Raw genomic sequence first — 25677 nt, forward strand, 5'->3', positions numbered from 1 at the left:
CCATGCCTGAGCCCCTGACGCTGGACGCCTTCCGCGCGGATCTCGCGGAATTCCTGCACCAGCAACCGGATGAAGTCGACCTGGACGAAAACCCGCTGGACGCGGGCCTGGACTCGCTGCGCATCACCACCCTCGCCGAGCGCTGGCGGAGTGCCGGCACCGAGGTCAGCTTCGTCGAGCTCGCCGAGCGCACCTCCTTCGGCGAGTGGTGGCAGCTGCTGTCCGAACGCCAGGCTGGAGCGGCTCATGCCGACGCCTGACCCGCGGGCCGAGCGCCATCCCCTCCTCGCCGCCCAGGAGGGCATCTGGACCGGCCACCACCTCGATCCGAGCAGTCCCGCCTACAACACCGCCGAATACGTGCACATCCACGGCTCGGTGGACCCGACTGCCTTCGAGCAGGCCTTGCGTCACGCCATGGCGGAGGCCGAGGCCCTGAACGTCCGCTTCGTCACCGACGAGACGGGCCGGCCCTGGCAGGTGAGCGTCCCCGGCATCGAGTGGGAACCGCACATCGCCGACATGACCACCGCAGCCGACCCGCACCAGGCCGCCCTCGCATGGATGGCCCAGGACATCGCCCGCCCCCTCGACCTGGAACGCGACCCGGTCTTCGGCCATGCCCTGCTGCGTACGGCTCCCGACGAGTTCCTCTGGTACCACCGCGTCCACCACATCGCACTCGACGGATTCGGCCTGTCCCTGGTCGCGCACCGTGTGGCACAGGTCTATACGGCCCTGGTGGAGGGCGCCCCCTTGGGCGAGAGCGGCTTCGGCACGCTGGAGTCGGTGCGTCAGGAAGAGGCCGCCTACCGTGCCTCTGAGCGTTTCGCCAAGAACCGCGCCTACTGGACCCAGCGTTTCGCGGACCGCCCTCCAGTCCCCAGTCTCACCACCGACCAGGCGCTTCCCGCCCGCACCTTCCTGCGCCGCGTCGTCGACCTGGATCCCGCCGAGACGAAGCGGCTGCGCGTCGTCGCTGAGGACTTGTCGGTGACGTGGTCAGATATCCTGCTCGCCGTCACCGCCGCCTACATCCACCGGGTCAGCGGCGCCCCCGAGGTCGTGCTGAGCCTTCCGGCCATGGGCCGCCTGGGATCGGTATCCCTGCGCGTGCCCTGCATGGTGCGCAACATCCTGCCCCTGCGCATCGCGGTGGACGAGCAGGACGGCCTGCGGGACCTGGCCACCAGGGTGGCCGCGGAACTCCGGGCCGGCCGGCCGCACCAGCGGTACCGCTACGAAGAACTGCGGCGGGAACTGAAGTTGGTCGGCGGCAAGCGGCGGCTGTCCGGGCCGGGTGTGAACATCATGCCGTTCGAGTACGATCTCCGGTTCGCAGGCCACCGCAGCACGGTCCACAACGTTTCCGCCGGGCCCGTCGACGACCTCGCGGTCAATGTGTACGACCGCGCCGACGGCGCGGGCCTGCGCATCGCCGTCGATGCCAACCCGGATCTCTACGACGAGGCAGACCTGGCCACGCACCAGCAGGGACTGTTGGCGCTGCTGCGCGAGGCGCTCGCCGCACCGGACCGTGCGATCGGCCGGCGCCCGTGCACCGTCCTGGACGGCGGACCGCTGCCCGGCCCGGCCCGGCCGGTGCTGAGCCTCATCGCCGACCATGCCGCCCGGCGCGGCGGAGCCCCCGCCGTCGAGCACGACGGACGGAGCGTCACCTACGCGGAGTTGTTCGGCTCCGCGCGACAGCTTGCGCGACGTCTCGCCGCTCGAGAGGTCGGCCCCGGCGCCGTGGTGGCCGTTGCCCTGCCGCGCGGAATCGGTGCCGTCACGGCCATCCTCGCCGTCCTGCTCTCGGGCTCCGCCTACTGCCCGCTCGACCCCGACGCCCCGGAAACGAGGACGCAAGCGCTCCTGGACAGCGCCCAACCCTCGCTCATCCTCACCGACAGCGCACACGCTGCCCGCTTCGCAGATCGGGCCGCCCTCGTGCTGGACGCTCCCGGCGAGGACGCCGACGCACCGCTCGCCCCGACCGGAACCGCAGGCGATCTGGCCTACCTCATCCACACCTCGGGCTCCACCGGCCGGCCCAAGGGCGTGGAGATCAGCCATGGCGCGCTGGCCACCTTCGTCGCAGGTGCCGCGCACCGCTACGGCCTGCGCCGCGAGGATCGCGTCCTGCAGTTCGCGCCCCTGCATTTCGACGCCAGCGTCGAGGAGGTTTTCCTCACCCTGTGCACGGGCGCCACCCTCGTCGTACGCACCAGCGAGATGACCGAGTCGGTGCCCCAGTTCCTGCGGGCGGTCGACGAGCTGCGGATCAGTGTGCTGGACCTTCCCACGGCCTACTGGCACGAGCTGGCCTACACGGTCTCCACCGGTACCACGCCACTGCCCGACGGGGTGCGAACCGTCATCATCGGCGGAGAAGCCGCTCTACCCGAAAGGGTCGAACGCTGGAGGAAGGCGGTAGGCACGTCGGTGCGGCTGTTCAACACCTACGGCCCGACCGAGGCGACGGTCGTGGCCACAGTCGCCGCGCTCCACGAAGCCGTCGCGGACCCCGGCGACGTACCGATCGGAGCCCCGCTGCCTGGCATGCGAACAGCCATCGTCGGCGGCGAGCTCTACCTCCTCGGCGACGCACTGGCCCTGGGCTACCGCGGCGCGGACGCACCGGACGACGCCCGGTTCACACCACTCGCCCAACTACCCGGCTCTCCGAGGGCCTTCCGCACCGGCGACCTGGTACGTCTCGGCGACGACGGACAACTGCGGTTCCTCGGACGGGCCGACGACGAATTCAAGATCAGCGGACATCGAGTGCATCCCGCGGAGGTCGAGGCCGCCCTCCTCGCCCAGCCGAGCGTCCGCGAAGCCGCCGTCGTCGGGCAGGTGTTGCCGGACGGGACACGGCGGTTGGTCGCCCACGTCGTCGCGGAGGATCCCCGGCCCAGCGCGGCTGAGGTGCGGGAGGGGCTACGGAAGGTCCTGCCGGCGGCGATGGTTCCATCGGCCGTGGAGTTCTCCGACCGGCTGCCCCGCACCAGCACGGGGAAGATCGACAGGAACGCCCTCAGCACGGTCGCAGAAGAGCAGGCTGTCCCGGCGGAGGAAGCGGGTGGCATGGAGGCGACCATCACCCGTATCTGGGCCCGGATCCTGGGTGTCGAGCGGATTACGCCTGAGGACGACTTCTTCGATCTCGGCGCCCAGTCGCTCCAGGCGATCCAGGTCGCCAACCGGCTCGGCGTGGAGCTCGAACGGGAGGTCCGCGTCGCCTGGCTCTTCGAGCACCCAACGGCCGCCGAGCTCGCACACCGCCTGGAGCACCGCGAGGACGCCCCGGCGTCCACGCCCGCGCTGCCCGAGGTCGTTCTGGCCGATGCCGTCCTGGACGACGACATCCGGCCCGGCGTCTCACCCCGTACATCGGGTGCGCCACGCACCGTTCTGCTCACCGGCGCGACGGGCTTCGTCGGCCCCCACCTGCTGGTGGAGCTGCTCCGGGCCACTGACGCCGAGATCGTCTGCCCGGTCCGGGCCGCGACCCCCGCCGAGGCGGCCGACCGCATCCGTCAGGCCCTGGCTGGTCAGGAGATTCCGCTGCCGACGGAGGCCGAGCGGATCACCGCCGTCCCCGCCGACCTCGCCCGCCCGGACCTGGGGCTCGGTGCCGCGCGGTTCGCCGAACTGGCCGAGACCTGCGATGCCGTCATCCACAACGCGGCAGTGGTCAGCATCATGCGCGAGTACAGCAGCCTGCGCGCCGCCAACACCGACTCCACCCGTCAGCTGTTGCGGATGGCTTCCGTACGCTCGATCCCGGTCCATCTGGTGTCGACCCTGTCCGTGGCCCCGCCCCGCAGCCAGAGCCCGGAGGTGCCCGAGACGTTCTTCCCGCCGCACCCGGGGCTGGTCAGCGGCTACCAGCGGTCCAAGTGGGCGTCCGAACGTCTCCTGGAACAGGCCGCCGAACGCGGCCTCCCTGTCACCCTGCACCGCCTCGGGCGCGTGACGGGAGCACCGGACACCAGCCAGGTGAACCGGCGGGACTTCCTGTGGAGCGTCCTGGCCTCGGGGATCCCCGCCGGCATCGTGCCCGACCTGTTCGAGGCCGAGGTGTGGACTCCGGCGGACTACGTCGCCCGCGCCGTCGTAGGGCTGTCTCTCACCGCCGCACCCGGGACGGTCTTCAATCACGCTCCCGTCGCCCCCGTACGCCTGGCTGACGTGTACGACTGGGTGCAGGCGTACGGGTACGCCGTCAAACAGATCCCGCTGACGCAGTGGCTCCGGGAACTGCCCCGCTCCGCCGACGTGGCCGCGACGACCGGAGCGTTCTTCGACTCCCTCACCGACGGCGAAGACGCCGAGTTGGAGCTCGCGCTGGGACACGTCCGGGCAGACAACGTGCTGCGGGGCCTCGAGGGCACCGGCATCACCTGCCCGCAGGCCGATCAGGCACTCGTGTTCCGATATCTGGACCACTGCGTGAAAAACCAAATCCTGCCGCCACCCGGAGGGCGGAAGGACTGACCTGCTGGGAACTCAGACCCGTCCCGCACCGACTACTTGAGCGGAGTCCCTTCCGTCCCAAGGAGATCGTGTGCAGACGAAACGGCCCGCTGCCGTGGCCCTGGCCGGCGTCCTGTGCCTGGCCGCCACGGCATGCGGGGCCTCGTCGTCCCCGACGGCCAAGGCCGCCGCCGACGCGAGCGCCCCCGGATATCCGGTCACCCTCGAGAACTGCGGACAGACCACCACGTACACCAAGGCGCCCAGCCGGGTGGTCGCCATGAACGGTGCCTCCGTCGCCGAGGTCTCCTCGTTACTGGCGCTGGGGCTCGGTGACCGCATCGTGGCGAACGAGCAGTCTTACGGCCGCTCCGAGGTCCCGGGTCGGGCCGCGACCATCGAGAAGCTGCCCACCGGCGACATCAAGCTCAACGACGCCTACGACATCCCTCGCGAGGCGATGCTGGGCCTGAGCCCGGACCTCGTGCTGTCCACCACGTCGTACGGCTTCGATGCCAAGAACGGTTTCGCGACACGTGACGACCTCAAGGCGGTCGGCGCGAACTCCTATGTATCCCCGCAGGGTTGTGACCAGGACACCTCCCACATGACCATCGACGACAGCTACCGGCTGCTTCGCGATCTGGGGAAGATCTTCAACGTCAGCAGGAGCGCCGAGAAACTCATCACCGAGTCGCGCAAGCGGATCAGCGACGTGTCGGCCAAGGTGAAGGGCGAGAACAAGCCCAACGTCATGGTGGTGTTCTCCAACATGAGCATGGGCGGCAACGACTTCAGCTCCATCGCGGCCCACGGCATCTGGAACGACATCCTCGCCAAGGCGGGCGGCAGCAACGCCTTCTCCTCCGCTTCCAAGACCGCCTTCGCCGATCTGAGCAAGGAGAAGGTCGCCGCCGAGCAGGTGGATGCCCTCGTGGTGATCAGCTACAACGACCCGAACCCCGAGGCGTACGCCCGCAAACTGCTCAAGGAGTTCCCCCAGTGGCCGGCCGCGAAGAACAAGCGTTCCCTCGTGCTGTCCGACTCGATCTACCTCGGGCCCAGCAACGACCTGGCCGTGGAGAAGATCGCCAAGATGCTGCACCCGGGCGCATTCTGACGCGACCGGGCCGACGGAAGCGGCTGAACCCCGTTGTAGCGCTGGTGGTACTGCTGACGGTGCTCGTCGGCACCATGATCGTGGCGATCAGCATCGGCGCGGTGACTGTGCCGGTGGGTGAGGTGTGGCGGATCATCTGGCGCCACCTGACCGGCGGCGAGGCGGTCAAGGACGCGGCCATGGATCAGATCGTCTGGAACTTCCGTACCCCGCGCGTCGTGCTGGCCGCGCTGGTCGGCGCGGGACTGGCCGTCGCCGGTGTGGTCCTGCAGGCCGTCGTCGCCAATCCGCTCGCCGACCCGTACGTGCTCGGCGTCAGCTCCGGTGCGTCGCTGGGCGCCGTGCTCGTCATCACGCTCACCAGCGGTGCGCTCGGCGGACTCGGCGTGTCCTCGGCCGCCTTCCTCGGTGCCGCAGCGGCAGCTGCCCTGGTCTTCCTCCTCGGCCAGAAGCAAGGACGCCTCGCACCGACCCGTCTGGTCCTCTCCGGCGTGGCCGTGGGCTACCTGTTCCTGGCCGCCACCAGCTACCTGCAGCTGCGCGCCACCCCGACTGAACTGCGCACCGTGATGTTCTGGATGCTGGGCAGCGTCGCCGGCGCCCAATGGGGCCAGCTTCCCGTGGTCACCACGGTCGTCCTCACCACCACCGTGGTACTGACCCTTTTCGGCCGCCGGCTCAACGCGTTGCTCGTCGGCGACGAGTCCGCCACCGCCCTCGGCGTCGACGTACACCGGTTGCGCGCCGTCCTGCTGGCGCTGTCCTCCCTGGTGACCGGCACAGTCATCGCCGTCGCCGGCGGGATCGGCTTCGTCGGCCTGATGATCCCCCACCTGGTGCGCCTCACCACCGGCGCCGACCACCGCAGACTGCTCCCCCAGGCCGCGCTGGTCGGCGCCATCTACCTGGTCGTCGTCGACCTGCTCTCCCGTACCGTCAACCGCCCCAACGAACTGCCCCTCGGTATCCTCACCGCCCTGTTCGGGGCACCCTTCTTCCTGTGGCTGCTGCGCCGCAACAAGAGCCTGGACACCGTATGAAGCTCACCGTCGAACAGATCCACGTCGAACTCGGCCACCGCCCGATCCTCCACGACGTGCACCTGGAGGCCCAGCCAGGCGACATCGTCGGCCTCATCGGCCCCAACGGCAGCGGCAAGTCCACGCTGCTGCGCACCGTCTACCGCTCGCTACGCCCCCACCGCGGCGTGGTGCGGGTGGATGGAGACGACGTATGGGGACTGACCGCACGCAGCGCCGCCCGCCGCACCGCCGCCGTCCTCCAGGACGCGGGCGGCAGCCCGACCGGCATGTGCGTCACCGAGGTCGTCGCCCTCGGCCGCACGCCGCACCACGGCCTCATCGGCCGCGACAGTGCCGATGACCACGAGGCCGTGGACGAAGCCCTCGACCTGTGCGGAATCCGGCACATGGCCGAACGCGACGTCACCAGCCTGTCCGGAGGCGAACGCCAACGCGTGCTGCTGGCGCGCGCACTGGCCCAGCGACCCCGGCTCCTCGTCCTCGACGAACTCACCAACCACCTCGACATCCGCGCCCGCTTCGAACTCCTCGGCCTCATCCGGGCGACCGGCATGACGACCCTCGCCGTCCTGCACGACCTCGACCTGGCCGCCCGCCTGTGCGACCACCTCGTGGCACTCCACTCCGGACAGGTGGTGGCCGCAGGCCCGGTCCTGGAAGTGCTGACCCCCGATCTGCTGCGCGAGGTGTTCGGCGTTGCCGCGACCGCCGACCGCCACGCCGACGGCGTCGTACGCATCACTTACGCAGCCCAGCCCCTCGCACTGGAGCGGCTGTCGGAGGCCGGAGTCAGCTGACCGGGAGAGGTGTACTGCGTCCCCTGGCGGACCTTGGCCGTAGCCTCCGCGCTGTAGAGCCGCTCCACCCGGTGGAGGGTCATGGCGAGGCCGGCGGACACCCCGCGCCGAGGCCGGCGTGAAAGCAAAGGGAACGCAAGATCCAACTCTGGCGAGGCCCGCCGCCTGCCCACCGGGGCAGGCGCCGAGCCTCCCGGTCAAGCCGCCGCAGCAGTCAGGACGGCTACCGCCGAGTGGGACGGCCGGATGGCCGGCAGCGGATCACCGCTGGCCGAACAAGGTCTCTCCGGCTCGGCGAGCAGATCAAGAAGCGTCGCGCGGGCCCGGGCCACGCGGGAACGGATCGTCCCGACAGGGCAGTCGGTGACATCGGCGGCTTCCGCGTACGACAGGCCCAGCAACTGCGTGAGGATGAACGCCTCGCGGCGCTCGTCGGGCAGCGTGGCCAGCAGGTCGAGGAGCGCGATGCCCTCCTCGAAGCCCGGCACGTCGACCGGCTGGGTCTCTTCGGCGGCCAGCCGCCAGTCATGGCGATCGGCCAGGCGGGGTCGCGCGGAGGCACGCCGGAAGTCGTCGATCACAGCCCGACGCGCGATCGACAGCAGCCAGGTCCGAGCCGAGGAACGCCCCTCGAACCGGTGCAGACTGCCCAGCGCCCGTATGAACGTCTCCTGGGTCAAATCGTCCGCCGACTGCGGGTCGGCACTCAAGTGGGCGACGTAGCGCAACACGTCGCAGTGCAGGGCGCGGATGAACCGCTCGACAGCGTCCGGATCGCCGCCTCGGGCGGCCAGCGCCCATCCAGTGATCAGTTGGTCGGCTTCTTCTGTCTTGTCGTGCTTTTTACGTTTCTTGCGGCGCCCACGTAATTCGGGCAGGGCAGGAGCAAGCACCTGGTGTCCTTCGCAGATCACGCGTGGAACGGCGGCACGCGGACACGCCGGTTCCAGCAACAAGGGGATTGCGACCGTGCATGGGCACGGCCGCGAACCGAGGCAGGCGTCGACGACACCCGGAAGCGACCTCGGGGAAACCTGCTGTTCTAGGCGACAGCGGCCCTCAATGGAGGTCCCCGAGTAGTGATCGCGTGAACGAGACGAAGATGATACGGCGTCCAGCGTGAACGGCTGCGTCGCACCAGACGACGTGGGGGTGGCCGCAGCGCGGGCAGGGTGAGCACCAGCCGCAACGGCGCGGCCAACCACCCAGCCGCCGCACGCAGCAGACGGTGAACGACACGCTCGCCGTACCCCAGCCACAGGCCACACAGCACGGCGGCCACCAAGTGAGCCCCGGACATGCCGAGCGACGGCATACCGCTCACCAGCCAGTGCCCCAGGCCGGCCTCAGAGCCTGCGCTCATGTGAGCCGAGTGACTCATACCCATGGACATCTGCATGGACATGGAGTGCGCGTGCATGCCGGTCGTGTCCATGGATCCCATGTGCGTAGCACCCATGTCGTGCCCCATGGAACCCATCGGCGTCGCACCGCCGACCGCGCCTGAGGCAGTCGGCCCCACTGCCGACTGCGCGAGCGAGAAGCCCCAGTGGAGCACTGTCTGGGCCCCGACCACGAGCGCCATGATCAGTGTCAGCCCGCGTTCCTGGCCCGCCAGCACCCAGCCGGCGCCACCCGTTGCCAGACCCCCGGCCAGCAGTGCCCACCAGGGCACCGCACCGCCCGCCATCATGATGTGCCCCACGGCAGCGAGCAGCACGCATACGGCCGCGAACACTGCGGCCCGTACCGTACGCACACACCACCCGGCATCCATGACGGGCTTCATCCTTGCATCTGAAGTGCACTCGTTACGGATCAGTACGCAAATTCACCGGGTGCCCCACTCAAGGAGACCGGTGTGATTCAGCACTTGGCCGAGCCGGGGAACTCATCGCACCTTCAAGCCGACAACCTGGAGGGATGTGCATCTCCTGGGCGCTGCGCTCATGGTCGCGACTCCCGGTGGCGACCGCCTCGAACGGCCTTTCAAAGTGCGAAGGGGGGCGCCTTGTCGCCGACGGAGAGCACCCCCTCGGGGCCCGGGCCGACGCGCCGGGCCCTGCAGGCGCGCCTGACCCAGGTCAGCCGCGCTCCCGCTCCTCCCTTGCCGCGCGCAGACCGAGCACGAGGACGCGCAGCCCGTTTTCGAAGCCGACGTCGCCGTCCATGCCGAGCAACAGGCCCACACCAGCGCGGCGTACGGCGACGACAACCCCTACGCACCCGAATCACCTCGGAGTTGATCTTCATTCCGCTCAGTCGGGGCCGAAGAACCCCGAGCTCAGGTTGCCGATGATCGCGTCGAGTGGGTGGCCGCTGACGAGGAGGGGGCCGTTCCAGGGGGCGCTGAGGGCGAAGAGGAGGGCCAGGCTCAGGCCGACCACGCTCGCCACGCCCACGATCAGGAGTGACGTGCGCAGGCTGCTGCGGAAGACCAGTGCCCCGGAGTTCACGATCAGGGCCAGTCCGGTGACCACCAGCGTGACGACGTAGAGCGGGGGGACCTCGCGCGATGCGGCGGCGATGCGGGCGCGGCGGCTGCTGGTGACGCCGTCCATGGACGCCACCAGCTCAGTGCCGGTCGGGGTTCCCACCTCGGGGCGGGCCGCCTCGGCGCGTACCGTCCGCTCCAGCCGGGCGATCGTGCGGGCGGTGGCGGGGTCGTCGCCGGACGCCGCCGCGTCGGCCTTCCATTCCTCGGCCCGCGTCGCGCGCAGGTAGTCCAGCAGTGCCGTGTGGATCGGCTCCGAGTGGACGCGCGGACTGGTCGCCGCCCAGGCCAGGCGGGAGGCCGCGGCCGCCTCGTCGCTGACCAGCCCTTCGGCCGCGCGCAGGTAACCGGCCTCGCTGGCGAGTGTGAGCGCGGCGAAGATGGCGAAGGAAGCGCCGAGTGTCGGCATCAGGGGCGTGGCGATCTGCGGGACCCGGTCCCGTTCCCCGGGCGGCACGAGCGCCCGGACGCCGACCCGCGCCGCGGCCGCGACCAGGAGGGCCAGGACGAGCCAGCCCACGACCAGCACCACCGCCGGCAGCGAGGTCAACCAGGTCACCCCGTCACCTGCCCCGCGTCGTCGCGGGCGCCGTACGGCGGATCGGCGAGGTGACGGACGTCTGCATGGTCTTCCACCTTCGTGCGGTAACACGTCGCACGGCCCATCCTCGAGCCCACAGCCGCCCCGCGCGCAGGGTGCGCGCCCGAACGGGCGACGGCGGCCGGCCCACGGGGTCGGCGGCCGACGAGGGGCAGCCGCGTGTCCGGTGTGGCGCGGTGGTCCTCAGGACACGCCGAGGAAGCGCAGCACGGCGAGGACACGGCGGTGGTCGGCGTCCGCCTTGGGGAGGTCGAGCTTGGCGAAGATGCTGTTGATGTGTTTGGCCACCGCGCTCTCGCTGATCACGAGCTGCCGGGCGGTCCCGGCGTTGGACCGTCCGGCAGCTATCGACTCGAGGACGTCGCGTTCCCGAGGGGTGAGCCGGTCCAGCGGATCGCTGTGACGACGCACCAGCAGCTGGGAGGCGGGCCTCCTCGGGCAGGTCGCCGAGCGTCGCCTTCGCCAGTCCCAGGTTGACGGCCAGGGAGACCAGCCGCTGCTGAGCGCCGTCGTGCAGGTCCCTCTCGATGCGCCGCCGTTCGGCGTCGACGGCGTCCACGAGGCCGGCTCTGCTCTCGGTCAGGTCGTCGACCCTGCGGGCCAGTCGCTCCTCGCGGCTCGGTCCGAGCAGGACGCTCCCGACGCGGGTGTCGAGCCGGGCGACGGCGCCGGACAGCCACGCCGCCGCATACAGCAGAACGACGCCCCCGGCGGCGACGCAGGCCGCCAAGGCGGTGTGGCCGGGGTGGTCGACGCGCCGGTCGAGGGACGTCGACCAGAGCCACCCGTGGACGGAGACGGCCGCGCCGGCCGCGATCCATGTCAGGAGAACGAGGACGGCCGCGAGGGCCAGGAGCGGCCCGTGGAACAGGTGGTAGGCCAGTTGCCGTCGTCCCGCCGCGCTCCGCAGCCACCCGAGCGGGCCGGGCCGCCGCCCCAGGTGGGGCAGGGGGATGTCCACCCCGAGCCGGGTCCGGAAGCGGGCGTGCTGCACCACTGTCACCAGCGGCCCGGCCGCCACGACGGCGGACAACGGGACGAGGACCGCGAGGAGGACGGCCCACGTCGCCGTCGGCACGAAGAGCGTCCAGGGCAGCGCCATGACGAGCAGCACGCCGAGCTGGATCAGGACGCCCGTGGCGAGAAACGCGACCTGGCGGCCGACTCCTTGGAAGGGACGCGCAACGGTGCGCCTCAGAAGGGCGGTTGTGGGCATGAGGGGACGGTACGCGCCGAGCCCGGCGGTGATCCATGGCGTTGTCGTCCGTGTCGGGGGTGTCACTGGTGCCACCCCAGGACGGGCATCCGCACGACTGACGCCGATCGAGCTGTGGCGCAGGCTCGAGGTCGTGAAGAAGAGCCGGAAACGGGAGGAGATCCGTCCGATGAGCACGCCGGTCCACCGTCTGCCACGTGATGCCGCACGCGACGCCGACGGCGGCGGGCCCCGCCGCCGGTTGCGGATGGAACACGCCCTGGTCTTCTGCGGGTTGGCCCTGCTGCCGTGGCTGGTCGTGTTGGCCGGCGGGGTGCCCGGCGCCGCCCTCGGTGACCGGCGCCTCGTCTGGATCGGTCTCGACGCCCTGGAAGCCGTGGGGCTGATCGCCACCGGTCTGCCGGCCGGACGCGGCCACCGCCTGCACCCGCTCATGGCCACCGCCACCGCGACGCTGCTGGCGGCCGACGCGTGGTTCGACACCATGACGGCGGCCCCGGGCGCGGATCAGGTCCGCGCGGTGGCGATGGCTTTCGGCGCGGAGCTGCCGCTGGCGGCGATGTGCGTCGTACTGGCGGCAAGGGGGCTCGGCCGGGTCGTGGCGGAGGGGACGCCCGCCCGGTCCGGCGCGCGATGACAGGCGTGCGCAGCAGGCCGGGTACGGGGCCCGGCCGGCCGTGTGCCAGGCGGTGCTTGCGCGTTCCGTGGCCGGCCTTCAGTGCAGGTGTTCGCGGACGACGTCCAGGAACTCCCGTCGGCTCGGGCGGATGGCTGCCCAGATCTGCTCGTCCTGCGGCTCGCCGGGATCGTCGGGGCCTTCTCTGAGCACGTTCTGCACGGCGTACGCGAGGCGGCGGGCCGCCTCGTTCACCTCGGTGGGGCACAGCATGTGGATCGTCTTCTGCGCCACCCACATGCGGTCCACGGTCTGTCGGGCCCGCTCCTGCCACCGCTCGTCGGACACATGGTGCTGGTAGTGGTCGACGGCGACCCGTTCGACCTCCTGCGCCGCGGACAGGAAGTCGACCAGGTGGGCCAGGCGTTCGCCGCGTCGGGCCTCGGCGCAGTCGCGGGCGCTGCGGCGCTCCTCGGCGCGTTCCGCCGCCCGCCCCGACGCGTGCTGAGCCAGCCACGACACGAGCCCGCCGAGCACAACGCCGACGAGCGGCGCGAGAGTTGACGATGTCACGCCCTCAAGCTTGGCAGTGGCGACGCGGCATCAGAGGCTTTTTCGGAAGTTTCGTGACAGCGCCGGTTTTCGTCGTGCGGGCGGACCGTCGTCGGAGCGTTCCCCGCGTGAGTTGTCCGTGAACTTCCCCGGGATTGTCCGTGATCGGTAACGGAGGGATCCCTTCGGGGGCGGATGCCGTCATGCCAAGTGGTCGGGAAGTGACCGGGGATCGGCGAGGACTGGACGAAAGCGGGGCGGGCATGGCACGGCACGGTGGTGGGCGGAGCTGGTACGGCAAGCTCATCGGGGCGGCGTTGGGGGTGACGGTGCTCGCCACCGGCGCCTCGGTGTGGAGCGCGCAAGCCGGCATCGTGGGCGGCCCGACGCCGAAGGCGACCGCGTCGGCCACGCCGAGCGCCGCCGCCGAGCCGGTCGCGGCGAGCATCGCGCACGCCTCGGACAAGGGCGCGCGCGGCGTCAACATCACCATCGACGACGGCCCCGACCCCCGATGGACTCCCCAGATGCTCGACGTGCTGCGGGAGAACGGGGTGAAGGCCACGTTCTGCATGGTGGGCACGCAGGCGCAGGCCCACCCGGACCTCGTGAAGCAGGTGGTCGCGGCCGGGCACCGGCTGTGCGACCACTCGGTGTCGCACGACACCGCCATGGACAAGAAGTCCCAGGCCTACCAGTCGCAGCAGATACTCGACGCCGAACGCATGATCACCGAGGCTTCCGGCGGTGTCCGGCCGATGTACTACCGCGCGCCCGGCGGCGCCTTCACCCCCTCCAGCCGCGCGCTCGCGGCCTCCCGGGGCATGCGCCCGCTGGGCTGGAACGTCGACTCCAAGGACTTCGAGAAGCCCGGCGCGGACGCCATCGTCGCCACCGTCCGGCAGCAGCTGTCCAACGGGCCGACGCTCCTCTTCCACGACGCGGGCGGCGACCGCTCGCAGACCGTGGCGGCCCTGCGCCGGATCCTCCCCTGGCTCAAGGAGCAGGGCTACACCTGCGGCTTCCCCGTGCGCTGAGCGACAGTCACGCAAGCGCCCGGCCCCTCCCGTGACAAGCGTTTCCGGTCATCGTTGCCACGGATCCGGACGTTGGCGTGAGCAAGCGCGCTCCGACAGCCCGGATCGTGCGACCTGTCGACCTTTCTGATCGTGAGGTGCTGTCTGCGGGCCGGCTCCAACCCCTGCCGCAACCGGTGGGAGCGCAAGGCGAACTGGAAGGACGGAGGGTACTTGTGGTGCTGAGGCTGTCCGGCCGGCACACAGCACGAGCCTCATGGGGCGCCGGCGCCGCCCTGGCGCTTCTGCTGGGAGTGTCGAGCACGTCCTGCGGTCTGCTTCCGGAGCACCCGGAGGGGCCGGTCGTCGGCGCCCGGGCGGAAGGGGACTCGATCGTCGTCAAGTTCCCCGTCTGCCGCGGCGACGACATGCGACGCGTGGAGGTCAGGGACTCCGACGACGTCAAGAGCGAGGAGCCGCGTCTCGTGTGGTGGGCCTCCGACCCCGTCACGCCCTCAGCCGAGCAGGGGGTCGTCCGGCTCTGGTCGGGCGAGGGGTTCACCCGCCACGCCGCGCCGCCAGCCGGGTCGTCCGTGCCCCGCAACGTCGAGGTGAAGTACGCGGACGCCACAGGTGTCGGATACAGCGAGGTCCTCACCTTGGCCACGGTCGCCAAGGCCCAGCTGGAGGCCGGGCACTACTGGACCCGTGACGGGGCGAAGACGGAGGCGCAGATCGACGCCCAGCTTCCCTGTGGCGGCCAGAGCACCACGCCCGGCGGGTAGCACCTGCCCATTGGTTCGCTGAGCGATCCTCAGGCACGACGAACGGTGTGTTCCAGGTCCGGGGCACACCGGTTCGTCGTTTCCAGGGCGCCGGGCTACGGAGCGGACCCCTCCCAGTCCGAACGCCGCGGCCGTCTCCGTGAGGACCTCGGCCGACGGGTCCCGGTGGCCGCCGGCGCTCTCCGCCACAGCCCCCTCCCCGTCCCCCACCGGTCACCGGAGCCGATCACCCACCGGCCCGGCGGCTCCGGTCAGGGACGGTAGGCGGCGCGGTTGCTGTAGGTGACCTTGCCGACGGGCAGCCTGGCCGGGGCGAAGAGCTGGTCGACGGTGACGAAGTGGTAGCCGCGGGCCTTGAGGGCCGCGATGATGCCGGGCACCGCGCTGACCGTCGTCCTGTGGATGTCGTGCAGCAGGACGATGTCCCCGGGCCTGGTCTGCGCGGTCACGGTCCGGACGATCCGGGCGGAGTCCCGGTACTTCCAGTCGAGGGTGTCGACGCTCCAGTGCACCAGCGGCCGGCCGGCGGCGCTGCGGACGGTCGCGTTGTTGGCGCCGTAGGGGGCGCGCACGGTCGTGGGGTTCTTGCCGATCGCCTTCTTGACCGCCGCGTCCGTGCGGGAGAACTGGGACCTGACCTTGGCGGCGCTGAGCTTGGTGAGGTCGGCGTGGTCCCAGCTGTGGTTGCCTATCTGGTGGCCGGCCTGCGCCTCGGCGCGTACGACGGCCGGATTGCGCTGGACGTTGCCGCCGACGACGTAGAAGGTCGCCTTGACGTTGCGGTCCTTCAGGATGCGCAGCAGCCGCTGGGTGTCGGCGACCGGCCCGTCGTCGAAGGTGAGGGCGACGCACTTCACCTTGCGGCAGTTGACGGCGGCGGAGGCCGAGCCGGCGGCGGAAGCGGCGCCGGCCGCGCCGGTGAGTGTGGTGGCGCACAGTGCGGCGGTGACGAGTGAGACGACGAGACGTCGGTGCATCGGATCCCCCCGGAGCGATGAACTTCCCTTGCAAGGCAGCGGGCTTACCTGTTCAGGCGCTGGACTCGCGCGTGGAAGCGGTGACTTGCCCGAATGAGCGGTGACTTGTCTGTAGGACGCACACGAACCGCCCATGGATGCACTGACGTTCGAGGACTTTCCGTACGGTTTCGGGATCCGTTCGGTTTCGGACACCGTGCCCCGCTGTGCCTCGCCCTCGGACGACGACAACCCCCGGGCGGAACCCGGGGGTTGTCGTACGGGGAGCCGATCGCGGTCAGACGAACGCGCTCTGGCCCGTGATCGCCTTGCCGACGATCAGGGTGTTCATCTCCCGCGTGCCCTCGAAGGAGTAGATCGCCTCGGCGTCGGCGAAGAACCGGGCGATGTCGTGGTCCAGGAGGATGCCGTTGCCGCCGAAGATCTCGCGGCTGCGGGCGACGACGTCCCGCATCCTCGCGGTGACGAACGCCTTGGCCAGGGCGGAGTGTTCGTCGCGGAAGATGCCGGCGTCCTGGAGCCGGGCGAGCTGCACCAGCATGCCCCAGGAGGCGGTGATGTCGCCCAGGCTCCTGACCAGCAGGTCCTGCACCAGCTGGAAGCCGCCGATCGGACGCCCGAACTGGTGGCGCTCCCGGGCGTAGTCCAGGGCGAGTTCGTGCGCGCCGACCATCACGCCCAGCGCCTGCCAGGCCACCCCGCCGCGCGTGGCGCGCAGGATCTCGGCGACGTCCCGGAACGAGTCGATGTTCCGCAGGCGGTTCGCCTCGGGGACGCGGACGTCGGTCAGGGTGATCTCGGCGTTCTCCACGATCCGGAAGGCGAGCTTGCCCTCGATCTTCTCCGGGGTGAAGCCGGGCGTGCCCTTCTCGACGACGAAGCCCTTGACGTGGTTGTCGTCGACGTCACGGGCCCACACCACGACCAGGTCGGCGAAGGTCGCGTTGCCGATCCACTTCTTGGCGCCGTTCAGGACCCAGGCGTCGCCCTCGCGGCGGGCGGTGGTGCGCATGCCGCCCGCGACGTCGGAGCCGCCGAGCGGTTCGGTCATCGCGAACGCGCCGATCTTGTCCATCGCGGCCATCGCCGGCAGCCAGCGGTCGCGCTGCTCCTGGTCGCCGCCGGAGTGGATGGAGTACATCGCCAGGCCGTTGTGGACGCCGAAGAAGGTCGACACCGAGGCGTCGGTGCGGGTCATCTCCAGGGCCAGCATGCCGCTGAGGAGGTTGCTGACGGCGGGACGGTGCTCGCCGTAGCCCTCGTAGGGCAGGCCGGCGAGGCCGCTCCCGCGGAAGAGGGAGATGAGCTCCTCGGGGAACTCGCCCTTGGCCCAGTTGTCGTTGACCAGCGGCTTGACCTGGTCGCGCATGAGGGCGCGGGCCTTGAGGAGGATCTCGCGCTCGTCGTCGGGGAGCAGGGACTCGTAGTGGTAGAAGTCGGCGGCCAGTTCGTCGGCGACCGGGCCGACGGCCGGGGCCTGCGGGGTGGTGGCCTGCGGGGACGTGGTCTGCGGGGTGGTCATGTCAGTTCTCCTCCTTCGGGGTGGTCGTCCCGGCGGCGTCTGCCAGCGCGGCCAGGACCGCCAGCTGCTTGCGGTCGCGCGCCTCGGCGAGTTCCGAGTACGTGGAGGAGCCGTAAGCCTTCTCGACGGCTTCGATGAGCCGTTCGGTCTCGTCGGCGCTCGGCGTTGAGCGGCCGTCGCCGTCCCCCAGGCTCTGCATCGACTTGCCTATGTGTGCGACGAGGTGCCGGTAACCGCCGGGTCCGCCGCCCAGGTGCGAGCCGAGGAACGGTCCTACGGCGGCCCAGCGCAGGCCGAGCGAGTTCGTCATGACCTTGTCGAGGTCCTCGGGGGTCACCACGCCCTCCTGCACGAGGTGCGCCGCCTCGCGGCTGAGCGCGTTCTGCAGGCGGTTGCCGACGAAGCCGGGGATCTCCTTGCGCTCGACGACCGGGGTGCGGCCGACCGAGGCGTAGAAGTCCACCGCGGCCTGCACGGCGTCCTCGGCGGTGCGTTCGCCGGGGACGACCTCGACGAGCGGCAGCAGGTGGGGCGGGTTGAAGGGGTGGCCGATCAGGACCCGGGCGGCGGCCCCGTCGGGCAGTTCGCGCGTGAACGCGCTGGACGGGATCGCCGACGAGGAGCTGAGCAGCAGCGCGTGGGCGGGCGCCTCACGGGCCAGGTCGGCGAAGAGCTCCCGCTTGAACTCGACGCGTTCGGGGCCGTTCTCCTGGACGACGTCGGCGTCGCGGACCGCCTCGGTCACGTCGGCGGCGATGCTCACCCGGTCGGCGAGGCCCGTCACGTCCAGGCCTCGGGCGGCGAGCTGGGGAGCGTTGTGGGCCAGGGCCTCGTCCAGGGCCTCGGCGAGGTCGGGGCGCGGGTCGCTCACCTTGACGGTGAGGCCGTACGCGGCGAACAGGGCCGTCCAGGACAGTCCGATGGTCCCGGCGCCGATCACCGCGGCGGTGCGGAAGGTGCGGGTCATGACGCGGTCTCCTGGAGGTAGTCGTGGACCGGCTCGACGCCGTTCAGCGTCAGGTCGGTGAGGATGTGGCTCGCGGAGACGACCTCCAGCACCGGCAGGTCGGCCAGCGGGGCCAGCACGTGCTGGAACAGCTGGAGCCGGGCGGGGCCGGTCCAGGCGCCCTTGACGGTGACGTCGGTGATCCGGGTGCGGACGAGTTCCTGCACGCGCGGCAGGCCGTCGTAGCCGGGGATCGTCTTGAGCATGAACGTCGGCACGGTGATCTGCGCCTCGGCCTCGGCCCGGTCCAGCTCGTGGTGCTTGTAGCCCATGGTCGCGGTGGCGACCCTCAGGCTGCCGTGGTCGAGGGTGCCGACCAGGGCGCCGGAGTCGACGTACAGCGACGGGGAGCCGATGACCTTCGGGTAGGCGGAGACCTCGCGGCCGGAGGCGGTCGCCGGGAAGTTGTCGAGGTGCATCGAGTGCAGGTACTCGCCGCGCTCGCCCTCGAAGCTGACGGGGATCGCCTGGCCGGCCTCGGTGTAGGGGCCGTAGCCGCTGACGTCGCCCATCCTCATGACCTCGAACCGGACCAGCGGCTCGTCGATCCGCAGCGGTTCGGGGACGACGGCCCTGAGCGCGTCGGGGTCGGTGCGATAGACGACGTTGAGGTACTCGCGGTCGGAGAAGCGCGGGACCGTCGGCGCGTACGCCGGGGCGGCGAGGGGGGTGGTGACGTGCTGTCGTACGTCCGCGGTCTTCATGGTCCGCCTCACTTCCCCGTCCACCGCGCGGGGCGGCGCTCGGCGAAGGCGGTCATGCCCTCGCGGACGTCGGCGGAGGCCATCAGGGCGCGCATCTCCTCGCGCTGGAAGGCGAAGGCGTCGGCGTCGGGGGCGCCGTCGGCGGCGCGGACGACGCGCTTGACGGCCGCCAGCGCCAGCGGGGCGTTGTCCGCGAGCCGTTCGGCCAGCCGGAGCGCCTCGGCGACGGCCCCGCCGGTGGCCGTGACCCGGTTGGCCAGGCCCAGTTCGCCGGCCCGGCGGCCGTCGACGGGGTCGCCGGTGAGCAGGAACTCCATGGCGAGGTGGTGCGGGACGCGCTTGGGCAGCCGGATCACGCCGCCGCCCGCGGCGATCAGTCCGCGCTTGACCTCGGGGAGGCCGAAGCGGGCGTCCTCGGCGGCGACGATCAGGTCGCAGGCGAGGGCGAGTTCGAAGCCGCCGCCCATCGCGTAGCCCTCGACGGCGGCGATGAGGGGCTTGGCCGGCTCGGCCTCGGTGAGGCCGCCGAAGCCGCGGCCCTCGATCTCCGGGGACTCGCCGCGCAGGGCGGCCTTGAGGTCCATGCCGGCGCTGAACGTGCCGCCCTCGCCGGTCAGGACGCCGACCCGCAGCTCGGGGTCGGCCTCCAGCTCGTCGAGTGCGGCGGCCAGGGCGGTGGCCACGGCCGCGTTCACGGCGTTGCGGGCCTCGGGGCGGTCGAGGGTGATCAGGAGGGCGGAGCCGACGCGTTCGGTGCGCACGACGGGGGCGCTCGGGTCGGCGGGAGGGGTGGGGGTGCTCATGCTGGGGTTCTCCTGTGACGGCCCGTCGGGGAGTGCGGCGTGCCCGCGGGGTACGGCCGCTCCCCGGGCGGGGTGGGGGGTGCCGGCGCCGCTCAGCGGCCGGCGGCGAGCTCGGCGAGTACGGCCTCGGTGTCCTGGCCGGCGACCGGGGCGAGGCGGCGGATCGAGCCGGGGGTGGCGGAGAAGCGCACCGGGATGCCGACGGTGCGGACCGCGCCCTCGGTGGGGTGCTCGACGGTGTCGAGCAGGTGGCCGTCCTGGACGTAGGGGTCCTCGTGGGCGCGGTCGAGTTCCAGCACCGGGGCCATCGGGATGCTGTGCTTGGCGCACACCTCCGCCCACTCCTCGGTGGTGAGAGTCGGGGCGCAGGCGTCGACCAGGGCGGCCAGGTCCTCGTGGTCGGCGCTGTCGATGGCGTCCCCGTTGACGCGCGGGTCCTCGGCGAGCTCCGGGTGCCCGGCGGCGGTGAAGAAGTCCCGGTAGTTCCGCGGGTTGTAGGGGATGACGCAGGCCAGGCCGTCCTTGGTGCGGACCGCCTTGTGGCCCTTGAGCATCGACAGCGCGAAGCCGGTGGGGCCGGACTCGGGAACGTGGGTGTGGCCCGCGAGGTGCTCGACCAGGTTGAAGGCGATCATGGTGTCCGTCATCGGGATCTCCACGAGCTGGCCCTTGCCGGTGCGGTCGCGGTGCAGCAGCGCGGCGAGCACGCTGTAGGCGATGGTCAGGGAGGAGACCTTGTCGCCGATGATGGTCGGCAGGTAGACCGGCTCGCCCAGCGCCCGGTCGGCGATGTCGACGAGGCCGGACGCGGCCTGCACGCTCTCGTCGTAGGCGGCGTTGCCGGCCCGGTCGGAGTCGCTGCGGAAGCCCTGGGCGTGCGCGTAGACGAGCCCCGGGTTGCGGGCCGCGATCGACTCGTAGGACAGGCCCAGCCGGGCGAGGGCGCCGGGGCGCATGTTGGTGATCAGGACGTCGGCGGCGTCGATCAGCTCCAGCGCCCGCTCGCGCTCGGTGTCGTCCTTGAGGTTGAGGGCGACGCTGCGCTTGTTGCGGTTGACGTTGAGGTTCAGCGGGGTCATGCCCGGCGTGGCGCGGTAGTGGCCCACGCGGACGGTGTCGGCGGGCGACTCGATCTTGATCACGTCGGCGCCCAGGTCGCCGAGGATCTGGGCGGCGTAGGGGCCCATGACCACGGTCGACAGGTCGATGACCCGCACGCCCTCCAGGGGGCCGGCCACGGTGTCCGCGGTCTGCTTGATGTCCGTCATCGCGATCCCTTCCGTTTCTCGCTTCGCCATATGCGTGTATCTGCCAACTAAGTTAGCAAGGCGTTATGCGGAACGGAACGAATCGGAATGACCGAACAAGAAGAAGCGGTATGACCGCAGTGGTCATACCGCCCTGTGAAGCGTTTGTGGAGTTTATGCGTGGAGCGGGCGGGCGAAGACCTCGCGGGCGGCGGCGATGAGTTCTTCCAGGTCACCGCCATCGGCTCGGTCCTTGCGCCACAGCAGACCGGTCTCCAGACGCGGGTGGAAATCGGAGAAGGGAAGCACGGCGACATTGCCGAGAAGGTGATTGTGCATGGGGCTTCGGGAATCGAGCATCGAAATGGAGAAGGCCAGACCGCCGGACACTATTTCGGACACTCCGTCGAAAGTGGCGCTGCCCAGCTCGATGCGTTTCCTGATGCCCAGCTCGTGCAGCTGCTGGTCCAGTCCGCGGAAGTACGCGTTGGTCACCGCCGAGGGCGAGCCCGCGTAGGCGAGCCCGGACAGCTCCGCCAGGCCGACCGACTCCCGCCCCTCGAACCGGTCCCTCGGCACCACCGCGCCGAGCCGCTCCGACATCACCGGCAGCTGCTCCAGGGCCGGGTCGCCGGCGACCGGGAGGCGGGCCAGGGTCAGCGCCAGCCTGCCGTCGCACACCGCGTCGACCAGCCGCTCGGTGCCGCCCGGCCAGCGCTTGACCTCGAACCGCTCGCCGACCCGTTCCGCCAGCGCGTCCGTCCGCTCCCTGAGGTCGGGGTGGATGCCGCTGGGCACCCCGAGCAGCACGGTGGTCCGACGGGGCCGCACCGCCTCGTCCAGCCGCCACCGCACGGAGTCGACCTGCTCCAGAACGCCCCGCGCGATCGGCAGCAGCGCGCTGCCGGCCGGGGTGAGCTTCACATGGTGCGTGTCGCGGTCGAACAGCCGGTGCCCGAGCTCCTGCTCCAGGTCCTTGATTCTCCGGCTCAGCGGGGACGCCGCCATGTGCAGCTTGCGGGCCGCGGTGGAGAAGTTGAGTTCTTGGGCAACGGCGACGAAGTAGCGCAGGTGCAGGAGCTCCACGCCGTCAACCTTAGAGCCCTTGCGGCGGCGCGTTCACGCCGGTTCGGGCTGTGGCTCCGCTCGCGGGGCGGGCACGGCCGAGGGCTCCCGGCGGCCGAACGCGCGGACGTAGCCGTAGACCACCGACGCCGTCGCCAGGAGCAGGAGCGGGCCCGCCACCCAGGCGTGTTCGGCCATCTCCACCGGCAGCCAGCGGTACGACGACAGCAGGGCGGCGAAGACGGCCGCGCCGTGGGCGACCACCAGCAGGCCCGCCCGGTTCCAGCCGTACGCCTGCGAGCGCAGCGCCGCCTCGATGGTCAGCGCGAACACCACGCCGGCGACCAGGTCCACGCCGTAGTGGTAGCCGAAGCCCACCGTCGCGGTGAGCGTGGCGACCAGCCAGAACGCGCCCGCGTACCGGATAGGCCGGGGCGCCTTCCGGGAGTGGACGAAGATCGCGACGGACCATGCCGTGTGCAGGCTGGGCATGCAGTTGCGCGCGGTGACGCTGTCGTAGGGCATCGGCTCCGGGACGCCGACCGGCGGCGGGGTCTCCGGCCACCAGTCGGCCACCGCCCAGTGGACCACGGACGGCGACTGCGACCAGTGGTCGGGCGAGGCCCAGTTCTCGCTGCCGCCGCCGTAGGCGTAGATCGGCCCGACCACCGGGAAGATCATGTAGATGGCGGGGCCGAGCAGGCCGATCACCAGGAAGGTGCGCACGAGGTGATGGCGGGGGAAGCGTCGCTCGACCGCCACGTGACGCAGCCGGTACAGCGCGAAGAGGACCGCTGCCACGGCGAGTTGGCCGTAGACGAACTCCAGGAACCGGTAGCCCGCCGGACCGGTGGAGTAGACGATCCGCCCGATGACCCAGGAGGGGTTGCCCAGCGCGTGGTCGGCGGTCGCCACGTACTGGTCGAGCACCGTGTGCCGGGTCTCGGCGGTGAGCAGCAGCCACAGGTCGCCGGTCTTGCGGCCGGCCACCAGCAGCAGACCCAGTCCCACGCCCTTCAGCAGCAGGACGCGTTCCGCTCCGGTACGGCGGGTGACGGCGACGACCCCGCAGCCGAGGACCACCCACAGCGCGCCGTTGCCGAAGGGGTCGCCCTCCGTCACCTCGATGCCCAGCGCCCACCGCACCAGCACGAACGCGATGTCGATGCCGAAGGCGAGGCCCGTGGCGATGAACCGCTGCCGCCAGGTGAGCACCACCATCGTCAGCACCAGGCTCGCGTAGAGCAGGTATCCCGACTTGGGGGCGGCCAGCACCTCCCGGGCCTGGTTGGTGAGCGGACCCGGAAGGCCGTACCGGTGCGCGGCGAGCTCCATCGCGATCTGGAAGCCGAGGACCAGCGCGCCGGCCGCGGCCCACAGGATCATCCGCGACCGGCTGCGCACCGGGGTCGGGAGTCTGTCTTCTCTTCGCGCAGATGACCGCGATGTCATGGATATCAATCACTCAGCCGGTAGGGGAAGTCCGAAGTCCCGAGGTGGGACGCCGCGCGCCGCCGTCGGGGTCGTCCGTCCGGCAGCCACGTCATAGACGAGGAGAAGCCCCGAAAGGTTGCTCCGTCGCCGCCCGGGAGACCGGGCCGTTACCGTGTGGCTTCGTGCTTCCGGCTCGGGCCGGAACGGGACGCGGGCCGGGGGGCGGATGATCGCGCGGGAGTGGTGGGAGCGGGGACGGACGCTGGGGGCGGCCCATCCGCTGCTGGTGGACATCGGGATCACGCTGCTGGTGCAGGCGGCGATGACGATGCCGTTCGTGGTGCCGCGCCCGCCCGAGTTCGCACCGGCGACCTGGCCCGCCTACGGGCTGACCACCCTCACCGTCATCCCCCTCGTCTGGCGGCGGCGCGCCCCGGTCGGCGTGCTGCTGGCGATCCTGGCGACCAACGTCCTGTACCGGCTGACCCTGGACGGGCCCGGGCAGCCGCTGCCGTACACCGGGCTCGTGATCGTCTACACGGTCGCCGAGCTGTCGCCGCCACGAAGGCGGCTGGTGACCGGGCTGCTGCTCATGGTCGCCGTGCCCGTGGGTGTGTGGCTCAACACCCGGTCGGCTCGTGAACTGACCTTCTCCGTCTTCGTGTTCGCGGCCGCCTACGTCTTCGGCCGGCTGACCGACACCCGCCGGCGGGCGCACCGGGTGGAGGCGGAGCAGGCCGCCGCGCGCGAACGGGCGCGGATCGCGCGGGAGATGCACGACATCCTCTCCCACGCGGTCGCCCTGATGATCGTGCAGGCGGAGGCCGGGCCGGTCGCGGTGCGCACGGCGCCGGAGCGGGCGGAGGCCGCCTTCGACGCGATCTCCGAGACGGGCCGGGACGCCATGACCCAACTGCGCCGGATGCTGGGGGTGTTGCGGGAGGGTGACACGCCCGACGACACGGGGGACGCGCCGCGCGAGCCGCAGCCGGGCCTCGCCGACCTGCCCGGCCTCCTCGGCCGGGTGCGGGCCGGCGGCCTCGACGTCCGGTACCGGACGTCCGGGCACGTCCGGCCGCTGCCGGACACGACCGGGGCGACCGTCTTCCGGATCGTCCAGGAGGCGCTGACGAACACCGTCAAGCACGCGGACGCCGGCATCGCGTCCGTACATCTCGACTACGGGGAGAGCGACGTGTCCATCGAGGTGACGGACGACGGGCGGGGTCCGCAGTCCGCCTCCGGGCGCGGGGGCGGCGGCCACGGGCTGGCCGGCATCCGCGAGCGCGCGGCGGTGCACGGCGGCACGGCGGTCACCGGACGGGGCCCGGACGGACGCGGCTTCACGGTACGGGTCCGCATCCCGTCGCCGGCCGCCGCGGGTGCGGCGGCGGAGGTGGTCCGGTGACGATCCGTGTGGTGGTCGCCGACGATCAGGAGCTGGTGCGCAGCGGCTTCGCGATGATCCTGGACGTCCAGGCCGACATCGAGGTGGTCGCGGAGGCGGGCGACGGGGCCGAGGCGGTCGAGGCGGTGCGGCGGCACCGGCCGGACGTGGCGCTGCTCGACATCCGGATGCCCCGCGTGGACGGCATCGAGGCCTGCCGCACGATCAGCGCGGCAGGCGACTGCCGCACGGTGATGCTGACGACCTTCGACTCCGACGAGTACGTCTACGAGGCGCTGCACGCGGGCGCGAGCGGCCTCCTGCTGAAGGACGTCCGCCGCGACGACCTCGTCCACGCGGTACGGGTGGTCGCGCGGGGCGAATCCCTGCTCGCGCCGTCCGTCGCCCGGCGGCTGGTGGAGCAGTACACCCGGCCCGCCGTCCGGCCCCGGCGTCCCGATGCCCGCCTGGACGCGCTGACCGGCCGGGAGCGGGAGACGCTGCTGCTGCTCGCCCGGGGGCTGTCGAACGCGGAGATCGCCGCCGAGCTGGTCGTCAGCGACCACACGGTCAAGACGCACGTGGGCAACGTGCTCTCCAAGCTGGGACTGCGGGACCGGATCCAGGCCGTGATCTGCGCGTACGAGACGGGCCTGGTGGCGGCCGGCGATCCCCCGCCAGGGGGAGCGCACCGGCCCGGGGCATCCCCCGCGTCGGCGAGGGACTGAGCCCCCAGGACCGCCCGCGCGGGCGGTCCGCCGGACGCCGCCGGTCACAAGGATGGAGCCATCACCGACAACGGCTCACATC

General features: G+C 71.4%; 22 protein-coding genes and 2 pseudogenes. 10 read left to right on the forward strand and 14 right to left on the reverse strand.

The features are described 5' to 3' along the window. Nucleotides 1–2: 2 nt before the first annotated feature. From EV567_RS11520 to EV567_RS11540, 5 genes are all read left to right on the forward strand, one after another. Nucleotides 3–260 carry a phosphopantetheine-binding protein gene (locus EV567_RS11520; protein WP_130438869.1) on the forward strand — a complete coding sequence of 86 codons (258 nt, stop codon included), beginning with the start codon at nucleotides 3–5 and terminating at the stop codon, nucleotides 258–260. Further along, a complete protein-coding gene (locus tag EV567_RS11525; RefSeq protein ID WP_130438871.1) occupies nucleotides 247–4503 on the forward strand; it encodes a non-ribosomal peptide synthetase in 4257 nt (1418 codons plus the stop codon). Before EV567_RS11520 ends, EV567_RS11525 begins: the two co-directional genes overlap by 14 nt. Before the next feature lie 70 nt (nucleotides 4504–4573). Next, nucleotides 4574–5602 (forward strand): ABC transporter substrate-binding protein, encoded by a 1029-nt coding sequence (locus EV567_RS11530; RefSeq protein WP_130438873.1) that lies wholly within the window; start codon nucleotides 4574–4576, stop codon nucleotides 5600–5602. Nucleotides 5603–5676: 74 nt separating this feature from the next. Next, on the forward strand, nucleotides 5677–6642 hold the full coding sequence (locus EV567_RS11535; RefSeq protein WP_130439541.1) for an iron ABC transporter permease: 966 nt from the start codon (nucleotides 5677–5679) through the stop codon (nucleotides 6640–6642). Beyond that, nucleotides 6639–7442, forward strand: coding sequence for an ABC transporter ATP-binding protein (locus EV567_RS11540; RefSeq protein ID WP_130438875.1), 804 nt, complete (start codon nucleotides 6639–6641; stop codon nucleotides 7440–7442). The genes EV567_RS11535 and EV567_RS11540 overlap by 4 nt, the downstream gene beginning before the upstream one ends. A gap of 197 nt (nucleotides 7443–7639) precedes the next feature. On the opposite strand, the gene EV567_RS11545 is transcribed toward EV567_RS11540, so the two are convergent. From EV567_RS11545 to EV567_RS28385, 5 genes and pseudogenes are all read right to left on the reverse strand, one after another. Further along, a complete protein-coding gene (locus tag EV567_RS11545) occupies nucleotides 7640–8335 on the reverse strand; it encodes a sigma-70 family RNA polymerase sigma factor (RefSeq protein WP_130438877.1) in 696 nt (231 codons plus the stop codon). A gap of 149 nt (nucleotides 8336–8484) precedes the next feature. Next, nucleotides 8485–9231 carry a hypothetical protein gene (locus EV567_RS11550; protein ID WP_242620763.1) on the reverse strand — a complete coding sequence of 249 codons (747 nt, stop codon included), beginning with the start codon at nucleotides 9229–9231 and terminating at the stop codon, nucleotides 8485–8487. Between the two features lie 469 nt (nucleotides 9232–9700). Then, a complete protein-coding gene (locus EV567_RS11555; protein WP_242620764.1) occupies nucleotides 9701–10495 on the reverse strand; it encodes a hypothetical protein in 795 nt (264 codons plus the stop codon). Nucleotides 10496–10720: 225 nt separating this feature from the next. Further along, nucleotides 10721–10960, reverse strand: a pseudogene (locus tag EV567_RS11560) (response regulator transcription factor); the annotation flags it as partial. Between the two features lie 55 nt (nucleotides 10961–11015). Further along, a pseudogene (locus EV567_RS28385) lies at nucleotides 11016–11753 on the reverse strand (sensor domain-containing protein); the annotation flags it as partial. Between the two features lie 169 nt (nucleotides 11754–11922). Here EV567_RS28385 and EV567_RS11570 point away from each other — a divergent pair. Continuing rightward, nucleotides 11923–12390, forward strand: a complete 468-nt coding sequence (locus EV567_RS11570) for a hypothetical protein (protein WP_242620765.1) — start codon at nucleotides 11923–11925, stop codon at nucleotides 12388–12390. Nucleotides 12391–12468: 78 nt separating this feature from the next. On the opposite strand, the gene EV567_RS11575 is transcribed toward EV567_RS11570, so the two are convergent. Next, nucleotides 12469–12942 carry a hypothetical protein gene (locus EV567_RS11575; protein ID WP_130438879.1) on the reverse strand — a complete coding sequence of 158 codons (474 nt, stop codon included), beginning with the start codon at nucleotides 12940–12942 and terminating at the stop codon, nucleotides 12469–12471. A gap of 242 nt (nucleotides 12943–13184) precedes the next feature. On the opposite strand from EV567_RS11575, the gene EV567_RS11580 reads away from it, so the two are divergent. Then, the gene (locus EV567_RS11580) at nucleotides 13185–13958 is read left to right on the forward strand and encodes a polysaccharide deacetylase family protein (protein ID WP_130438881.1); all 774 of its coding nucleotides are present in this window, start codon (nucleotides 13185–13187) and stop codon (nucleotides 13956–13958) included. Between the two features lie 293 nt (nucleotides 13959–14251). Beyond that, complete coding sequence (locus EV567_RS11585) at nucleotides 14252–14722, forward strand: hypothetical protein (RefSeq protein ID WP_130438883.1); 471 nt, start codon at nucleotides 14252–14254, stop codon at nucleotides 14720–14722. A 251-nt stretch (nucleotides 14723–14973) separates the two neighbouring features. Here the strand turns inward: EV567_RS11585 and EV567_RS11590 are convergent, their stop codons facing one another. From EV567_RS11590 to EV567_RS11625, 8 genes are all read right to left on the reverse strand, one after another. Continuing rightward, on the reverse strand, nucleotides 14974–15699 hold the full coding sequence (locus EV567_RS11590) for a polysaccharide deacetylase family protein (protein WP_130438885.1): 726 nt from the start codon (nucleotides 15697–15699) through the stop codon (nucleotides 14974–14976). A gap of 277 nt (nucleotides 15700–15976) precedes the next feature. Next, nucleotides 15977–17221 carry an acyl-CoA dehydrogenase family protein gene (locus EV567_RS11595; protein ID WP_165430356.1) on the reverse strand — a complete coding sequence of 415 codons (1245 nt, stop codon included), beginning with the start codon at nucleotides 17219–17221 and terminating at the stop codon, nucleotides 15977–15979. A 1-nt stretch (nucleotide 17222) separates the two neighbouring features. Continuing rightward, complete coding sequence (locus EV567_RS11600; protein ID WP_130438887.1) at nucleotides 17223–18188, reverse strand: 3-hydroxyacyl-CoA dehydrogenase NAD-binding domain-containing protein; 966 nt, start codon at nucleotides 18186–18188, stop codon at nucleotides 17223–17225. Then, nucleotides 18185–18931 (reverse strand): acetoacetate decarboxylase, encoded by a 747-nt coding sequence (locus EV567_RS11605; protein WP_130438889.1) that lies wholly within the window; start codon nucleotides 18929–18931, stop codon nucleotides 18185–18187. The genes EV567_RS11600 and EV567_RS11605 overlap by 4 nt, the downstream gene beginning before the upstream one ends. Before the next feature lie 8 nt (nucleotides 18932–18939). Beyond that, nucleotides 18940–19734, reverse strand: coding sequence for a crotonase/enoyl-CoA hydratase family protein (locus EV567_RS11610; RefSeq protein ID WP_130438891.1), 795 nt, complete (start codon nucleotides 19732–19734; stop codon nucleotides 18940–18942). Between the two features lie 92 nt (nucleotides 19735–19826). Then, on the reverse strand, nucleotides 19827–21002 hold the full coding sequence (locus EV567_RS11615; protein WP_130438893.1) for a CaiB/BaiF CoA-transferase family protein: 1176 nt from the start codon (nucleotides 21000–21002) through the stop codon (nucleotides 19827–19829). Between the two features lie 153 nt (nucleotides 21003–21155). Continuing rightward, nucleotides 21156–22067, reverse strand: coding sequence for a LysR family transcriptional regulator (locus EV567_RS11620; protein WP_130438895.1), 912 nt, complete (start codon nucleotides 22065–22067; stop codon nucleotides 21156–21158). 33 nt (nucleotides 22068–22100) lie between these two features. Beyond that, entirely contained in the window at nucleotides 22101–23432 is a 1332-nt protein-coding gene (locus tag EV567_RS11625) for a phosphatase PAP2 family protein (protein WP_242620792.1), read from the reverse strand. A 274-nt stretch (nucleotides 23433–23706) separates the two neighbouring features. On the opposite strand from EV567_RS11625, the gene EV567_RS11630 reads away from it, so the two are divergent. Together EV567_RS11630 and EV567_RS11635 are read left to right on the forward strand one after the other, a co-directional pair. Continuing rightward, the gene (locus EV567_RS11630) at nucleotides 23707–24888 is read left to right on the forward strand and encodes a sensor histidine kinase (protein WP_130438897.1); all 1182 of its coding nucleotides are present in this window, start codon (nucleotides 23707–23709) and stop codon (nucleotides 24886–24888) included. Then, entirely contained in the window at nucleotides 24885–25595 is a 711-nt protein-coding gene (locus EV567_RS11635) for a response regulator transcription factor (protein WP_130438899.1), read from the forward strand. The genes EV567_RS11630 and EV567_RS11635 overlap by 4 nt, the downstream gene beginning before the upstream one ends. Nucleotides 25596–25677 lie beyond the last annotated feature (82 nt).

Origin of the sequence: Streptomyces sp. BK239 (assembly GCF_004217285.1) — a bacterium.
GTDB lineage: Bacteria > Actinomycetota > Actinomycetes > Streptomycetales > Streptomycetaceae > Streptomyces.

What these genes read in the sequence shown, in the direction of transcription:
- EV567_RS11570 (WP_242620765.1), top strand. Translation starts at nt 11,923, where the DNA reads ATGAGCACGCCGGTCCACCGTCTGCCACGTGATGCCGCACGCGACGCC.
- EV567_RS11540 (WP_130438875.1), top strand. Translation starts at nt 6,639, where the DNA reads ATGAAGCTCACCGTCGAACAGATCCACGTCGAACTCGGCCACCGCCCG.
- EV567_RS11605 (WP_130438889.1), bottom strand. Translation starts at nt 18,931, where the DNA reads ATGAAGACCGCGGACGTACGACAGCACGTCACCACCCCCCTCGCCGCC.
- EV567_RS11610 (WP_130438891.1), bottom strand. Translation starts at nt 19,734, where the DNA reads ATGAGCACCCCCACCCCTCCCGCCGACCCGAGCGCCCCCGTCGTGCGC.
- EV567_RS11600 (WP_130438887.1), bottom strand. Translation starts at nt 18,188, where the DNA reads ATGACCCGCACCTTCCGCACCGCCGCGGTGATCGGCGCCGGGACCATC.
- EV567_RS11625 (WP_242620792.1), bottom strand. Translation starts at nt 23,432, where the DNA reads ATGATCCTGTGGGCCGCGGCCGGCGCGCTGGTCCTCGGCTTCCAGATC.
- EV567_RS11535 (WP_130439541.1), top strand. Translation starts at nt 5,677, where the DNA reads ATGATCGTGGCGATCAGCATCGGCGCGGTGACTGTGCCGGTGGGTGAG.
- EV567_RS11630 (WP_130438897.1), top strand. Translation starts at nt 23,707, where the DNA reads ATGATCGCGCGGGAGTGGTGGGAGCGGGGACGGACGCTGGGGGCGGCC.
- EV567_RS11595 (WP_165430356.1), bottom strand. Translation starts at nt 17,221, where the DNA reads ATGACCACCCCGCAGACCACGTCCCCGCAGGCCACCACCCCGCAGGCC.
- EV567_RS11525 (WP_130438871.1), top strand. Translation starts at nt 247, where the DNA reads ATGCCGACGCCTGACCCGCGGGCCGAGCGCCATCCCCTCCTCGCCGCC.
- EV567_RS11550 (WP_242620763.1), bottom strand. Translation starts at nt 9,231, where the DNA reads ATGAAGCCCGTCATGGATGCCGGGTGGTGTGTGCGTACGGTACGGGCC.
- EV567_RS11615 (WP_130438893.1), bottom strand. Translation starts at nt 21,002, where the DNA reads ATGACGGACATCAAGCAGACCGCGGACACCGTGGCCGGCCCCCTGGAG.
- EV567_RS11580 (WP_130438881.1), top strand. Translation starts at nt 13,185, where the DNA reads ATGGCACGGCACGGTGGTGGGCGGAGCTGGTACGGCAAGCTCATCGGG.
- EV567_RS11590 (WP_130438885.1), bottom strand. Translation starts at nt 15,699, where the DNA reads ATGCACCGACGTCTCGTCGTCTCACTCGTCACCGCCGCACTGTGCGCC.
- EV567_RS11520 (WP_130438869.1), top strand. Translation starts at nt 3, where the DNA reads ATGCCTGAGCCCCTGACGCTGGACGCCTTCCGCGCGGATCTCGCGGAA.